The 14,077-nt window shown below is 52.4% G+C and carries 15 protein-coding genes; 10 read left to right on the top strand and 5 right to left on the bottom strand.

The annotated features are described in order from the left end of the window. Positions 1–39: 39 nt before the first annotated feature. Positions 40–645: a glutathione transferase GstA gene (gene gstA, locus ACO0LF_RS24660; protein WP_423018861.1), complete on the bottom strand. Its 606-nt coding sequence runs from the start codon at positions 643–645 to the stop codon at positions 40–42. Positions 646–765: 120 nt separating this feature from the next. Between gstA and ACO0LF_RS24655 the strand changes: the two genes are divergently transcribed. Next, positions 766–1,680, top strand: coding sequence for a LysR family transcriptional regulator (locus ACO0LF_RS24655; protein WP_423018859.1), 915 nt, complete (start codon positions 766–768; stop codon positions 1,678–1,680). Here the strand turns inward: ACO0LF_RS24655 and ACO0LF_RS24650 are convergent. Beyond that, positions 1,643–2,431 (bottom strand): alpha/beta fold hydrolase, encoded by a 789-nt coding sequence (locus tag ACO0LF_RS24650; protein ID WP_423018856.1) that lies wholly within the window; start codon positions 2,429–2,431, stop codon positions 1,643–1,645. The two genes, ACO0LF_RS24655 and ACO0LF_RS24650, sit on opposite strands and share 38 nt — an antisense overlap. Next, positions 2,428–3,438 carry a M14 family zinc carboxypeptidase gene (locus ACO0LF_RS24645; protein WP_423018981.1) on the bottom strand — a complete coding sequence of 337 codons (1,011 nt, stop codon included), beginning with the start codon at positions 3,436–3,438 and terminating at the stop codon, positions 2,428–2,430. Before ACO0LF_RS24645 ends, ACO0LF_RS24650 begins: the two co-directional genes overlap by 4 nt. A gap of 196 nt (positions 3,439–3,634) precedes the next feature. Here ACO0LF_RS24645 and ACO0LF_RS24640 point away from each other — a divergent pair, with 196 nt between their 5' ends. From ACO0LF_RS24640 to ACO0LF_RS24610, 7 genes are all read left to right on the top strand, one after another. After that, positions 3,635–4,810 (top strand): aminotransferase class V-fold PLP-dependent enzyme, encoded by a 1,176-nt coding sequence (locus ACO0LF_RS24640; protein ID WP_423018854.1) that lies wholly within the window; start codon positions 3,635–3,637, stop codon positions 4,808–4,810. 76 nt (positions 4,811–4,886) lie between these two features. Further along, positions 4,887–5,444 carry a helix-turn-helix domain-containing protein gene (locus ACO0LF_RS24635; RefSeq protein ID WP_423018852.1) on the top strand — a complete coding sequence of 186 codons (558 nt, stop codon included), beginning with the start codon at positions 4,887–4,889 and terminating at the stop codon, positions 5,442–5,444. Positions 5,445–5,479: 35 nt separating this feature from the next. Beyond that, positions 5,480–6,007, top strand: coding sequence for a GNAT family N-acetyltransferase (locus ACO0LF_RS24630; protein WP_423018850.1), 528 nt, complete (start codon positions 5,480–5,482; stop codon positions 6,005–6,007). A 14-nt stretch (positions 6,008–6,021) separates the two neighbouring features. After that, positions 6,022–6,747 (top strand): metallophosphoesterase family protein, encoded by a 726-nt coding sequence (locus ACO0LF_RS24625; protein WP_423018848.1) that lies wholly within the window; start codon positions 6,022–6,024, stop codon positions 6,745–6,747. 4 nt (positions 6,748–6,751) lie between these two features. Then, the gene (locus ACO0LF_RS24620) at positions 6,752–7,300 is read left to right on the top strand and encodes a cysteine hydrolase family protein (protein ID WP_423018846.1); all 549 of its coding nucleotides are present in this window, start codon (positions 6,752–6,754) and stop codon (positions 7,298–7,300) included. 140 nt (positions 7,301–7,440) lie between these two features. Next, the gene (locus ACO0LF_RS24615; RefSeq protein WP_423018844.1) at positions 7,441–8,232 is read left to right on the top strand and encodes a TIGR00266 family protein; all 792 of its coding nucleotides are present in this window, start codon (positions 7,441–7,443) and stop codon (positions 8,230–8,232) included. 166 nt (positions 8,233–8,398) lie between these two features. Then, a complete protein-coding gene (locus ACO0LF_RS24610; protein WP_423018842.1) occupies positions 8,399–8,623 on the top strand; it encodes a hypothetical protein in 225 nt (74 codons plus the stop codon). 59 nt (positions 8,624–8,682) lie between these two features. Here ACO0LF_RS24610 and gshA read toward each other — a convergent pair whose 3' ends face one another. Further along, positions 8,683–10,317: a glutamate--cysteine ligase gene (gene gshA, locus ACO0LF_RS24605; RefSeq protein WP_423018840.1), complete on the bottom strand. Its 1,635-nt coding sequence runs from the start codon at positions 10,315–10,317 to the stop codon at positions 8,683–8,685. Positions 10,318–10,580: 263 nt separating this feature from the next. Between gshA and ACO0LF_RS24600 the strand changes: the two genes are divergently transcribed. Together ACO0LF_RS24600 and ACO0LF_RS24595 are read left to right on the top strand one after the other, a co-directional pair. Beyond that, complete coding sequence (locus ACO0LF_RS24600; RefSeq protein WP_423018838.1) at positions 10,581–12,710, top strand: S9 family peptidase; 2,130 nt, start codon at positions 10,581–10,583, stop codon at positions 12,708–12,710. 75 nt (positions 12,711–12,785) lie between these two features. Further along, entirely contained in the window at positions 12,786–13,178 is a 393-nt protein-coding gene (locus ACO0LF_RS24595) for a VOC family protein (RefSeq protein WP_423018836.1), read from the top strand. Between the two features lie 55 nt (positions 13,179–13,233). Here ACO0LF_RS24595 and ACO0LF_RS24590 read toward each other — a convergent pair whose 3' ends face one another. Then, positions 13,234–13,986, bottom strand: a complete 753-nt coding sequence (locus tag ACO0LF_RS24590) for a substrate-binding periplasmic protein (RefSeq protein ID WP_423018834.1) — start codon at positions 13,984–13,986, stop codon at positions 13,234–13,236. Positions 13,987–14,077 lie beyond the last annotated feature (91 nt).

Raw genomic sequence — 14,077 nt, 5'->3', positions numbered from 1 at the left:
GTATTGTCTGCTGTTTTACGATTTATTGTCGGGGAAGGGTCAGACAGGCAAGCCTTCCGCTTTCAGCGCAGCTTGTACATGCGGCCTGGCTTTGACGCTGGCGAGGAATTTTTGCAGGTGGGCAAAGTCGCTGATATCCAGGTTCACATATTTGCTCCAGCCGCTGACGGTGAACAGATAGGCGTCGGCGACGGTGAAAGTATCGCCAGTCAGATAGGTTTTGCCTTCCAGGCGGCTGTTGACCCAGGCAAATTTCTTGCGCAGCAAGCCTGCGATCAGGGTCTTGCCTTCGGTATTCATGGCGGGGTCAAACAGCGGGGCGAAGGATTTGTGCAATTCTGAACTGACGTAGTTTTGCCATTCGAGTACGCGATAGCGTGCCATGCCTGATGCAGGCAGCAAGTCACGGTTTTCTGCACGTTCGGCGATGTACTGCGCAATGATGGAACCTTCGGTCAGTATCGCGCCATCATCCATTTCCATGGTAGGTACCTGGCCCTTGGGATTGATACTGAAAAAATCCAGGCCATCCGCGGTTTTGTGGGCGGAGGTATCGACTTTTTGCAGAGTGAAAGCCAGACCCGCTTCACGCAGGATGATGTGGGGGGACAAGGAGCAGGCACCTGGGGAGAAATAGAGTTTCATGTTTTTTCCGTAAATTTGACTAATTGCTCTGTCGGGATGGCAGTGCATGGCAGCATACTATGCCAAACGAAATAGTTGATAAACTAGGCGAAAGTTACTTTATAAATTACATGGTGTAATGTGAATCGACAATTTGCAGATGTATTACTGGGCAGCATAGAATTGTTTTGCATGGCAGCTGAGCTGGAAAGTTTCAAGGATGCGGCCAATGCAGCAGGACTGACGCCAGCAGCTGTCAGCCGCTCCATCGCCCGGCTGGAAGAGCGCATAGGCGTGCGCCTGTTCGTGCGCACCACGCGGCAGTTACGACTGACAGAGGCTGGACGTGCCTATTTTGTGCAATGCCGCCAGGCGCTGAATCAACTGGTGGAGGCGGAGCGTGAAGTATCTGGCCAGCAAATGCAACCGGCAGGCCTGGTGCGCATCAGCATGCCTACGCCTTACGGGCATTACCGGGTGCTGCCCTTGCTGGCAAAATTTCGCCAGATGTACCCACTGGTTAAGCTGGATTTACAGCTCAGTAACCGCAATGTCGATCTGACGGCCGATGGTTTTGACCTGGTCATACGTGGCCGTAACCCGCCAGACTCAGGCATGATTGCACGCCGTCTCGAAGATACCGAAATCGTAGTCTGCGCCGCACCAGAATACTTGCAACGTTTTGGCGTGCCAACCAGACTCGAAGACCTGGATAGACATGAATGCCTGCAATTTGTCTTGCCCAGTGCAGGGCAAAATATCGTCTGGATATTCAGGCGTGATGGTGAGGAGATAGACTGGCCGACCAGAGGCGGTCTGACTTGTTCAGAAGATTTGCTGGGCACTATCACCCTGGCCAGACATGGCGCAGGCTTGCTGCAGGCTTCGCGCTTCATGGTGGAAGAGGATCTGCGCGCTGGCCGCATGGTAGAGGTGCTGCAGGAATTCAAGGGCCGCACCCGGCCATTTTCATTATTGTATTCGCGTGACCGTCACCTGCCTTTGCGCGTCAGGGTGTTTATTGATTTTCTGATTGCAGAGCTGGCGCAAAATTAGCATTCACCTGCCAGCTCAATACTTGCTCTATCACCCAGTCCGCATCATCCAGCGGCAAATCATGGCCTGCCGTGGGATGCGAGTGCAGGGGGCTATCCCATAGCCCTGCCAGCTTGCGTGAGCAAGCTGCATTAACCAGTCTGTCATGTTCACCCGCCAGCAATAGCAGCGGGACTTTGCCTGAATACGGTGGCGCACGAAAGCGCATGGCGGCCAGCAACTGGCGCAGGATATTGCCGACGACTATGGGCTTTTCTTGCGCATAGGTAGTCCAGCGCGTAACGATTTCTTTGGCTTGTTGTGTAGTTTGCAAAGTGCTGGTGATGCGCAGTATCAGCCGTTCGCGTTGCTCGCTGGAGCCAAATAACATGGTCGTTATCAGCGCAGGATAATTTGCTGGCCTCAGCCTCAGATAAAAGGGATTATGTGGCGCCACGCTGGTATTGATGAGCACCATGCGATGCATATCATTCGGGTAGAGATCAGCCCAGGCCAGTGCCACCATCGCCCCGAGTGAGACTGCCAGGACATGTACAGGCTCTGTTACGCCTCGCACTTGCAATTGCCGGTGGCAATGCTCTGCCATCGCGGCTACCGTAGTCAGGCTATGCTCGGCATGTAATTGCCCATTGCCGGGGAAGTCCAGGCACAGCACGCGTTCAGCCCCCACCGCCTGCTGGAAGCGCTCAGGGAAATCTCCCCAGTGCCGACTCTCGCGCATGAGGCCACGCAATAAGATCCAGGTGCTCATGGTCTATACCAGCGTGCTACGGCGCGCTCTTGCAAGCGCAGGCGGGTAGGGCCCTGGGCCAGCCACTGCGCATGGCCACAGGTTGCCCGCATCAGGAAATCCAGCCAGGAATTATGCCTGCGCAAGACGCGGTGCAGACGGTGTTCTGCCACCGGGTTGAACATGCCATGCCGTGAGAACAACTGGCGCGGGTTTTTCTTGACCCATAGCCATGAACCCATTTCCAGCGTCAGTGGCAAAAAGGTCTTGCTGCGATCTTGCTCAGCCTGCAGGTAAAGATAATCCCAGACATCACCATGGGTACGGTATTGCAGACTTTGCGGCTCGAACAGATAGGAATGATTGGGATGGGTTTGCTGAAATAATTCTTCCAGCGCCAGTATGTCAGCCAGATGATCGATAGGATGCACACTGTGTGCATGCGGGAACCAGACACGGTCACGCAAGCCAAAGCCGGAATGGCAATCTATCGCCATGCTAAAAGGGCGGGCCAGCAACTCCTGCTGCACGGTGCGGCATAGGGCCAGATTTTCTGCTTCCATCTCGGCACCGGCAGCGCCACGATACCAGGGCAGGCGCGGGCTATAACGGTGGCCACCGAGCAGGAAAGGCACTTTGTCATTGGCTTCCACTGGGGCATTGCGCATCAGGTCAACCCCATTCGGATTGCAGCGCGTTGCCTGCCACATGCCACCGGGGTTAATCAAGGGCATGAACACCAGGCGCACATCCTGCAACATATACTGCAGGCTCTTGTCCCAGGACAGCCGTGTCAGCAAGCCACGCAGGAAAGTCAGCAAGACTTGCGTACCTATGCGCTCCAGCCCATGGATGCCACCAAAAAAACCTATGGCAGGCAGGCTGGTATCAGGGTTGCCCAGTGCTAGCTTGTAGACCGGAAATTGCCTGTGCCTGACTTCGACCTCGCACAAGACCTCAACCTCCAGCTGTCCGCGGCCAAGGGCGATAATGCGTTCCAGTTCATTCAGTTCAGGCAGGGCAGACATGGCGCGTGCGTAAAAGTTAACCACGCCATGCTAGAGGAGCTATACGCAGAATGCAAGAAACACGCAGCTTTTGCCGCGAATTGATCAATTATGACCAACAGATGACGGTATTTACCCGCATCGGGAACTTTTCATGCGCACGGGCCTCTGCATATAGAATAGTGCAGAAGATTTACACAAATTTAAGGAGTTGCTTTTGTCGAGTCAATTAAAAAATATCGCTGCCGATGATGAAGCCTACTGGTCAGGCATCCGTGAACAGTACACCGTCTCACCCGATTTCATCAACCTGGAAAATGGCTACTTTGGTGTGCAGGCACAGCCTGTGTTTGAGGCTTTCCAGCGTTATCAAGCCCAGGTGAATGCCGAGACTTCGTATTTTTTGCGCGTGCGTTATGCGCCTCTGTTTGTGCAAGTCATGCAGGCGCTCAAGGATTTTTGCGGGGTGGATGAGGGGGAGCTGGTGCTGACGCGCAATCTGATAGAGGGCATGAATATTTTGCTACAGGGTTATCCCTTGCAGGCGGGTGATGAAGTCATACTCGCTACCCATGATTATGATCTTGTCATTGATACCCTGTTGATGCTGGAACAGCGCAAGCAGATACAGCTGCGGCATTTGCAATTGCATCTCGATCCTGTCAGTGATGAAGACATCGTGGCCCAGTATGAGCAGGCGATTACGTCCAGGACCAAACTGATACTGCTCACCCACATCGTGCACAGGACAGGGCAGATCATGCCGGTCGCCAAGATCACTGCCATGGCCAAACGTCACGGTGTGGATGTCATGGTCGATGCGGCGCATTCCTTTGCTCACCTGAACTATCGTATGACAGAGCTGGGTGCAGATTTTGTCGCAGTGAATTTGCATAAATGGCTGGGTGTGCCGCTGGGTGTGGGCATGCTGTATATACGCAAGAACCGGGTGGCTGAGATTGCGCCGCTGTTTGGCAATGCCAAGTTCGCTGACAATGAGATTTTCAAATTTACGCAAGTCGGTACGGTGCCGCCCGCGAATGTGCTGACGGTACTGGATGCACTGCGGTTTCACGAGTCCATAGGTTCTGCCAACAAGGAAGCGCGCCTGCGTTACCTGACGCAATACTGGCTCAATCAGGTGCGTGGCTTGCCTGATGTGCGCATCATGACGCCGACCGACCCGCAGCGCTCATGTGCGATCGCCGGTTTTGGCATTGCTGGCAATTCTGGCCATGCTATCGTTGATTACCTCATGCGTGAGCACAAGATATTCACCGTGACACGCGAGTTGGATGGCCAGGACATCGTCAGGGTGACACCGCATCTGTACAGCAGCCTGGAGGATCTCGACAAGCTGGTGGCAGCGATCAAGCAACTGACGCAAGCTTGATCCCAGCGTGATGTAGCGGCGAGGGCAATAATAATTTCCAGTTTACAGGATTTAAATATCCTTTATAATGGAAATTATGAATATCAATACGATTATTGCCCGCAGGGTGCGCGCATTGCGCGATCAACAAAAGCTGTCGCTGGATGCGCTGGCCAAGCGCAGTGGCGTCAGCCGCTCGAATATCTCGCTCATAGAGCGGGCTGAAAGCAGCCCAACTGCAGCGGCACTCGACAAACTGGCCGTGGGCCTGGGGGTGACGCTGGCCTCATTGTTTGAAGACAGCACGCCTGCCGCTGCGGTGTCACCAGTCTCGCGTTTGGCCGAACAAATATGCTGGACTGATCCTGCTTCTGGCTATAGACGCCGTAATCTCTCGCCCGGCCTGCCTTCTCCTATCCAGTTGGTGGAAGTCGAATTCCCGGCGGGGCAGACCGTGCGTTATGACAGTTTTCATCAAGATGTCGATATACAGCAGCAGGTCTGGATACTGGCGGGCCAGATGCGTCTCTCTGTGGGGGACGAGACTTGGGATTTGCAGATGGGTGACTGTCTTTCCATGGCGCTGGATAAGCCGATTACTTTCCATAATCCTGGAAAGGTAGCGGCGCGTTATCTGGTAGCGCTTTGCAAGTAAGGGCCTTTTTCAGTTTTCCATTCACGGAGTCAATCATGTCCGAACAAGTCCACATTCAGATTCTTGACGCAGCAGCAGCGCAGGCCAGTGTAGAAGCTTTGGCAGATGTGTTGGCCGACTGTGTTGCCAGTGGCGCATCGGTCAGCTTTATGTGGCCATTACCACGTGCACGTGCCTTGCAATTCTGGCAGGGTGTGGCTGACGGTGTGGCATGCAGGGAGCGCATCTTGCTGGTCGCCAGGGATGACAACGGCGAAATCCTGGGCACGGTACAATTGATCACGGCTATGCCAGATAACCAGCCACACCGCGCTGATGTCGCCAAGATGCTGGTGCACAGGAAAGGGCGTCGCCGTGGTATTGCACAAGCCCTCATGGCCGCGGTTGAAAAAGCCGCCAAAGCAGCAGGCAAGACCGTGCTGGTGCTTGATACCGTCACCGGTGGTGATGCCGAACGTCTGTATGAACGTGCTGGCTGGCACAAAGTCGGTGTCGTTCCCAATTATGCGCTTATGCCAGATGGTGAATTCTGTGGCACGACTTTTTTTCACAAGCAGATATAGGGGAGTAAGCAGCCATGCGTATTGCAGTGATCTCGGATATACACGGTAATCTGGCCGCACTGGAAGCGGTCACTGCTGATCTGCGTTTGCGCAAAGTTGATCAGGTTGTCAATCTGGGCGACAGTTTGTCTGGCCCATTGTTGCCCAAAGAGACGGCAGATTTTTTGATGGCGCAAGCAGGCTGGATACATCTGGCGGGTAATCATGAACGCCAGATTCTGGAAATCAATGAGCGCTCAGGCTCTGGCGACATTTATGCAGATCAGCAAATCACAGCAGAACAAAAAGCCTGGATAGCGAGTTTGAAACCAGTGCTGCGTTTGAATGAAGAAGTCTTGCTGTGTCACGGCACACCAGCCAGTGATACAACTACTTTGTTGCAAGTGGCAGACAGAAATGCCACTGCACAGGAAATTGAAGACAGGCTGGGACTACAGACGGCCGCCGTCATTGCCTGTGGCCATAGCCATGTTTCCCGCAGCGTGCGTAATGCAAAGGGCCAGCTCATCATCAATCCCGGTAGCGTTGGTCATCCGGCCTATGAATATGATTATCCCTATCCGCACAAGATAGAATCTGGTTCACCCGATGCGCGCTATGCCATCATAGAAAAGGCTCAACATGGCTGGACAGCCAGCCTCATCAATGTCCCTTACGAATATGCACAAATGGCTGAACTTGCTGCCGCACGCGGGCGGCAGGATTGGGTAAATGCCTTGCGCACCGGTTATACAAACTGACAATATGAAAACACCAGAGACAGCACTCATCATCATCGACATGCAACGCGGCATGGCAGACCCCAGAGCAGGGCGCAGGAATAACCCACAGGCAGAAGATAATATACGGCAGTTGCTGCTGGCATGGCGTGCCGAAGGTAGGCCGATAGTCTTTGTACGGCATATGTCGCGCGCACCTGGCTCATTATTCTGGCCGGGGCAGCCAGGCAATGAATTCCAGGAAAATCTGGCACCATTGGCCAGCGAACATGTGGTCGAAAAAAATGTGCCCGATGCCTTCATCAATACGGGCCTGGAGCGCTGGCTGCATATGCGTGGCATCGGAGACCTGGTGATCGTCGATGTCAGCACCAATAATTCCGTCGAGGCGACAGCCCGCAGTGCCGGTAACCTTGGCTTTGCCACCACGGTGGTGGCCGATGCCTGCTTCAGTTTTGACCGGCTGGATTTGCATGGCAAGCCACAGACGGCAGAAGAAGTGCACATCAATGCACTCAGCAATCTGCAGGGTGAGTATGCCGCGGTTGCTAATATGGCTGAGCTGCTGGATTAAGCAAGTCCGCCAATTTGCAGCGGTAATTTGCCTTAAATATTACCGCTGCCACCATCTACCCTAAACCCCAAAAATTCCCTAGAATGCCCAGCACTGCCGCATGGGTCTGCGGATCAATCTTACTGTTTGGGAAAATCAACATGGCGATGGATGTCATAGATTACGAAATTTTTGGCGACGATATGCAATTCGTCGAAGTCGAACTCGACCCCGGTGAGGCTGCCATAGGCGAGGCCGGTGCCATGTTTTACATGGAAGATGATATAGAGATGGAAACCATCTTTGGTGATGGTTCTGCTGCCCAGACTGGCATCTTTGGCAAATTGCTGGGTGCTGGCAAACGCCTGGTGACTGGTGAATCTTTGTTCACCACGGTCTTTATGAATGCCGGCGTGGGCAAGAGGAAAGTCGCTTTTGGTGCTGCCTATCCAGGCAAAATCATTCCCATGCATTTGAACCAGTTGGGCGGCACCTTGCTGTGCCAGAAAGATGCCTTTCTGTGCGCGGCCAAGGGTGTGTCTCTGGGTATCGCCTTTCAAAAACGTCTTGGTGCAGGATTCTTTGGCGGCGAAGGTTTTATTCTGCAAAAACTCGAAGGTGACGGCCTGGCTTTTGTGCATGCCGGTGGTGCCATCATAGAAAAAACTTTGCAACCTGGCCAGACCCTGCGCGTCGATAGTGGTTGCGTCGTGGCTTTCACCCAGGAAGTGGATTTTGACATCAAGTTCGTCGGCGGTGTAAAAACTGCCCTGTTCGGCGGCGAAGGCATATTCTTTGCGCACTTGCGCGGACCCGGCAAGGTCTGGTTGCAATCTCTGCCTCTGGCGCGCCTGGCTAACCGTATTGTTGGAGCATCAAAAGTCGGTGGCAGTAAAGGTGGTGAGCAAGGCTCAGTACTTGGCGGGTTGGGTAATTTGTTTGAAGATGAATAAGCAAGAAATTTTTAAGGCAAGGGCCACTCATGTTAAAACATGAGTGGCCCTTGTACTTTTTAGTGCCGCAAACTGGATGTTACTTGAATCTAAATAAGGTTTACATGCTTTTATTATGCGGACTATAGTCGCTTATTACTTGTATTTTTATTTTTTTGGGTTACGCATGTTTAAAAAAACAATTCTCTTCAGTTTGCTCATTGCCAGCCCCTTTGTACTGACAGGCTGCTCCGTTATGTATGACCTGGGGCAAGATGCCAACCAGCGCCAATGTGAAAAACTGCAGGATTGGCAAGAGCGCAAGACTTGTTTGCAACAAAACAAAACGAGTTATGACGAGTATGAAAAACAACGCGAAGACTTGCGCACCAGGGGTACGGAAAAGAAATAAGTATCGCTGGTTTGCATAGGGTGGCGTTGTTACGGCCACCCTGGATCAAAACTAAGGATTTATACCGGCACTGATGCCACTTGTCCCAGTACATTACTGGCATACACATCGCAGCAAATTTCACTGGATGTGCGTGAGCCGTAATGTGCGATGAATTCATCAAAGCTGCCGCTTTGTGCACTTTCCATCTCGGCCTGTTCTGCCAGTGATTTTTCTGCCATCCTGGTATACAAAGCTAATTGTTCTGGCGCAGGGGGGCGGGAGCGGAATTCCTGGGCCAGCAAATGGCTTTGCTGTAATGCAAACTGAGGGAAAGAATTATTGGCTGCGCGTATCGCATCCAGCACTTTGGCGGATGGGGTCAACTCAGGATGCAAGAGTTTTTCGGTTTGCACTTGCATGGTTTGCGCATGGCTGCTGTCGCCACGCTGGGCATCCAGCAGGGCTGCCACTGGAGTAATTCTTTCCAATAATTCCTTGCCCCAGTCCTGCAGTGAAATCGCCTGTCCCTGGCGCGATAACATCAGGCCCGGGCGGCGGCCTTGCTTGACGGTGAGCGCAAAATTTTCTACATTTTCATCACCTTCGGCCTGGTTGGTTTGTGCGCTTTCTTCCAGCGCGCAAAACAGCAGGAAGGCATCAAGGAAACGTGAAGTCTCCAGGCTGATACCGAGTGGGTCGAAGGGGTTTACATCCATGCAGCGCACTTCTATGTATTGCACACCACGTGCACACAGGGCTTCTACCGGCCGCTCGCCAGTCTTGATGACGCGTTTGGGGCGTATCGTGGCATAAAACTCGTTTTCAATTTGCAGCACATTGGTATTGATCTGTACCCATTTCCCGTTTTGTTGCGTACCTATTTTTTCATAGGCAGGGTAGGGCTGGCGCACTGCCAGTGACAGGCTGCGCATGTATTCCAGCAGGGTGTTATACGGTGGTACCAGGCCAGACTGGGCATTGTTCTGGTAACCCAGGTCGCTCATGCGCAAGCTGGTGGCATAAGGCAGATACAGGGTATCTTCAGACAGGGTTTCCAGTTGATGTGGGCGGCCACGCAGGAAAGGCGTGGACAGGGCAGGCGAGGCACCAAACAGATACATCAGCAACCAGCTATAACGATGGAAATTGCGTATCAGCGCGATATAACTCTCGGACTGTACATGCATGGCACTGCCACGGCTATGTTCTGCCTGTTGCAAGACCTTCCAGACATCTTCGGACAATGAATAATTGTAATGGATGCCAGCGATGCATTGCATGCTTTTGCCATAGCGCAGGGCCAGGCCGCGACGGTAGACATGCTTGATCATGCCTATATGCGAATTGCCATACCAGGCGATAGGGATATCTTTTTCTTCCGGCAACTGACAGGGCATGGATTGATGCCACAGCATTTCATTGCCCATGACGGTGTAGGCAAATCTGTGGATATTGTCCAGCTCTTCCAGGGCGGTGGCGATGTCTGGTTCTGCCGGTGTAATGAATTCCAGCAGGGATTCTGAATAATCAGTCGTGATCTGCGGATTGGTCAGTGCCGAACCCAGGGCCGGTGGGTGCGGCGTCAAAGCCAGTTCACCGTCGGCCAATACCCGCAGGGTTTCTCTTTCTATGCCACGCAAGCCCTGACCCAGCAGAGGGCGATTTGCATCACTATCGAATAGCGCCAGGCGTCGGTTTAGCAGAGTGCTCACGGTGTCTTCCTTCAAATTCAGTTGTCTTTGCAATCAGGTTTGCAAAAAATATCGAGCAAGCATAGCCGAAAAATGAAAATGGCATACGAGCTTGCTTAAATTTCATATATATAAACTTTTTTAGTTTATAACAGTCTCATGACCAGCCGGTTTCAAGGTCCATGACGTCCAATCAATCCCGCATTGCAGCAATGCGAGAAAAGATTCCTTGTTTTGTTGGCATCGCTTTAGAATGACTAATCTATCTTTCCAGAGGAATTGAAGTGTCCATAAAAAAAATATCTGTACTGATGTCAGCCAGCGTACTTGGCCTGGCAACTTCCGGCCTGGTACTGGCCGCTGACCCGGTTCCGCCAGTGGCTGCCAAGCTTAAATGGCAAGAGACCCGCCATGGCGAAGTTGTCACTGACGATTATCGCTGGTTGCAGAAAAAAGAAAATCCTGAGGTGATAGCTTACCTGAATGCAGAGAATGCCTATACCGAAGCCCTGACCGCAGACATCAAACCCCTGGCGGACAAGCTGTATGCAGAAATCAAGGGCAGGATGAAAGAAGTAGATTTGTCCGTGCCTGTACGTCGCGGCAATTACTATTATTATTCGCGCACCGAGGCTGGCAAGCAATATCAACTGTATTGCCGCCGCCGCGCTGCAGCGGATATGGCCTATGACGACAAGGCAGCAGAAGAAATCCTGCTGGATCAGAACGAGATGGCCAAGGGGCAAAAATTCTTTGCTGTTGGTGGCAGCTCAGTCAGCCCCGATGAGCAATTCCTGGCGTATACCACCGACACCGTCGGATATCGCCAGTATCAATTGCATATCAAGAATCTGCGTACCGACGAATTGCTCAGTGACAGCCAGCCGCGTGTGACTTCCATGGCCTGGGCCGCAGATAACAAGACCTTGTTCTATGTGCAGGAAGATGCCACCACTAAACGCTCTGACCGCCTGTTCCGCATAGAGATAGGCAAGCCGCCAGTAGAAGTTCTGCACGAAGCCGTTGAGCAGTTTGACCTGCAGGTCAGCACCACCCGCGACAGGAAGTTCATCGTCGTCAATATCCACGCCACCGATACCAGTGAGGTCATGCTGCTGGCGGCAGATAAACCGCAAGAAAAATTCCACAGCGTGCTCGGTCGTGAGAAAGGCCATCGCTATCTTCTGGAACACCGCAATGGCGATTTGTATATCGTCACCAATAAAGACGCCAAGAACTTCCGCGTTGTGCGTGCACCGCTGGCAACACCGGACAGCAAGCACTGGCAGGAAGTGGTCAAGCATGATCCTGAGGTACTGGTCTTTGGTGCTGACCTGTTCAAGGACTACATGGTTGTCACGGAAAAGACCCAGGCCCTGAATCGTGTCCGTATCTATGACTTCAACAGCAAGCAATGGCAGACCGTGAAGTTTGATGATCCCGTTTATCTGGCCACCGGCGCAGGTACTCCTGAGTTTTCTGCCACCCGCTTCCGCATGTCGTATCAGTCACCGGTGACGCCAGTGACCACGCTGGATGTGGATATGGCGACAGGTCAGCGCTACGTACTCAAGCAGCAGGAAGTCGTCGGCGGCTATGATGCCAGCAAATATGAGAGCCGCCGTCTGTGGATGACTGCCAGGGATGGTGTCAAAGTACCGCTGTGGGTAGTGTATAAAAAAGGCGTGAAACTGGATGGTTCCGCACCTCTGCTGTTGTACTCGTATGGCAGCTATGGTTACTCAACCGAAGCGACCTTTACTTCCAGTCGCCTGAGCATGCTGGACCGTGGCGTTATTTATGCGCAGGCGCATATACGCGGTGGTCGCGACATGGGTGAACACTGGCATGAAGATGGCATGCTGATGAAAAAGAAAAATACTTTTTATGATTTCATCGATAGTGCCGACTACCTCATCAAACAAAAATGGACCAGCCCTGACAGACTGATTATCCAGGGGGCCAGTGCGGGTGGCTTGCTGATGGGCGCTGTTGCTAATATGCGCCCGGATTTATTCCATGCAGTACATGCCGGAGTGCCTTTTGTTGATGTCATGAATACCATGATGGATGCCAGCCTGCCTTTGACCACAGGTGAATATCTGGAGTGGGGCAATCCTAATGAAAAGCCAGCCTACGATTATATGCGCAGCTATTCGCCGTATGACAATATCGCCCGCAAGGCTTATCCTGCCATGCTGGTGACCACGGGTTTGAATGATAGCCAGGTCATGTATTGGGAGCCGGCCAAGTATGTAGCCAAACTGCGCGACTACAAAACCGATAAAAATACCTTGCTGTTGAAAATCAATATGGCAGCCGGACATGGTGGTGCTTCTGGCCGCTATGACGCCCTGCGTGAAAGCGCATTCAATATGGCCTGGATGTTCTCGCAATGGGGCATCAAGGAATAATTGCCAGGAGACCTGCCTTCATCGTGATTCTTGATGAGGGCAGGTTCAAATTACCACATCATGAAGGAAACCAATATGAATTTTTCCTACACCATTATCTACGTCCCCGACGTTGCCGCGTCGCTGGCTTTCTTTGAAAAAGCTTTTGGTTTCACCACGCGTTTTCTGCATGAGTCCGGCATGTATGGTGAACTTGATACTGGTGCGACGACACTGGCGTTTGCTGCCCATGCCATGGGTGATATGAATTATTCCTGCGGTCATGTGGCGGCGCACAGTTCAGAAAAACCGCTGGGTATGGAAGTCGCCTTTACCACGGCAGATGTGGCCGCCGCACACGCCCAGGCAATTGCCGCTGGTGCGCAAGAACTGGCAGCACCCGCAGAAAAACCCTGGGGCCAGGTGGTCTCGTATCTGCGCTGCCCTGATGGCAGCCTGGTAGAGTTATGTACGCCTATGGGCAGCTGATATTTCTCTTTCATTGAATATGGAAACCCGCGCGTCATATAGATGAAGCGCGGGTCTATTCCAGGGAAAAATATTTCTTGCGCAGCTTTTGTACCGTGCCATCTTTTTGGACTATTTCATAAGCCTTGCGCCAGGCTCGTTCTTCATCTTCATTCAAGCCCAGGGAAGTTGCCATATAAAGTTCTGCACTACCCATGCTGAGTCCGGTCGTGAAATCTTCCAGGCGAAAACCGTATTCTTCGATGGCCGACGTCATGATGGAGTAGCCAGAATAAATCGCATCCAGGCCACCCAGCTGTAACAGCTTGAGCAGGCTTTGGTAATCTTTTTCATACTGGATATTACGAAAGTTTTGCGCGTGTAATTCTTTTTCCAGCGAAGAGCCACGCACTATACCCACGCGCAAACCGCGCAGATGTTCCAGTGTTGCCGTTTCTATATTGACGCTGCCAGTTATGTTCGATCGCTTGCCAAAAAAACGGTTGGGAGCGCTGCCCAGATGGATCAGCCATTTAAAGCTGGTTTCACGATCCATGGTTCTGTCGAGAGGGAAGACACCATAATTCTGGCCATCCCTGGTCATTTTGACAGCCCTGGCCCAGGGATAAATAGTCAGATCGGGTTTGCGTCCCAGCTGTGCCGACATTGCCGTAATCAATTCATAGGCATAGCCCTGCGGAATATTATTCTGCAGCCACATGAAAGGGGGTAATTCTGCCGTGACCCATTTGACTTGCCCTTCCGTAGCGAGCTGGGCCTGACTGGGCAGGCTGAACAGGAGAGCGAGCAGGCAAATGAATTTTTTCATTTCAGTCCCATACTGCAAAAGTAGGTATTGCCTGGTCGTATTGCCAAGCCTGCAAGCTTGAGCTGGAATCATGCTCTCAGAGAAATTCTAG

The sequence above is a fragment of the Undibacterium sp. Di27W genome (assembly GCF_049340345.1).
Lineage (GTDB): Bacteria > Pseudomonadota > Gammaproteobacteria > Burkholderiales > Burkholderiaceae_D > Undibacterium.
The sequence above is the reverse complement of the archived record's forward strand: the minus strand, read 5'-3'. Positions and strand labels throughout refer to the sequence as shown.

Bases quoted from the DNA above. Each gene is read 5' to 3' on its own strand.
- gstA (WP_423018861.1), bottom strand. From the start codon at position 645: ATGAAACTCTATTTCTCCCCAGGTGCCTGCTCCTTGTCCCCCCACATC.
- ACO0LF_RS24650 (WP_423018856.1), bottom strand. From the start codon at position 2,431: ATGAGCACCTGGATCTTATTGCGTGGCCTCATGCGCGAGAGTCGGCAC.
- ACO0LF_RS24645 (WP_423018981.1), bottom strand. From the start codon at position 3,438: ATGTCTGCCCTGCCTGAACTGAATGAACTGGAACGCATTATCGCCCTT.
- ACO0LF_RS24635 (WP_423018852.1), top strand. From the start codon at position 4,887: ATGAATATCAATACGATTATTGCCCGCAGGGTGCGCGCATTGCGCGAT.
- ACO0LF_RS24630 (WP_423018850.1), top strand. From the start codon at position 5,480: ATGTCCGAACAAGTCCACATTCAGATTCTTGACGCAGCAGCAGCGCAG.
- ACO0LF_RS24625 (WP_423018848.1), top strand. From the start codon at position 6,022: ATGCGTATTGCAGTGATCTCGGATATACACGGTAATCTGGCCGCACTG.
- ACO0LF_RS24620 (WP_423018846.1), top strand. From the start codon at position 6,752: ATGAAAACACCAGAGACAGCACTCATCATCATCGACATGCAACGCGGC.
- ACO0LF_RS24615 (WP_423018844.1), top strand. From the start codon at position 7,441: ATGGCGATGGATGTCATAGATTACGAAATTTTTGGCGACGATATGCAA.
- ACO0LF_RS24610 (WP_423018842.1), top strand. From the start codon at position 8,399: ATGTTTAAAAAAACAATTCTCTTCAGTTTGCTCATTGCCAGCCCCTTT.
- ACO0LF_RS24595 (WP_423018836.1), top strand. From the start codon at position 12,786: ATGAATTTTTCCTACACCATTATCTACGTCCCCGACGTTGCCGCGTCG.
- ACO0LF_RS24590 (WP_423018834.1), bottom strand. From the start codon at position 13,986: ATGAAAAAATTCATTTGCCTGCTCGCTCTCCTGTTCAGCCTGCCCAGT.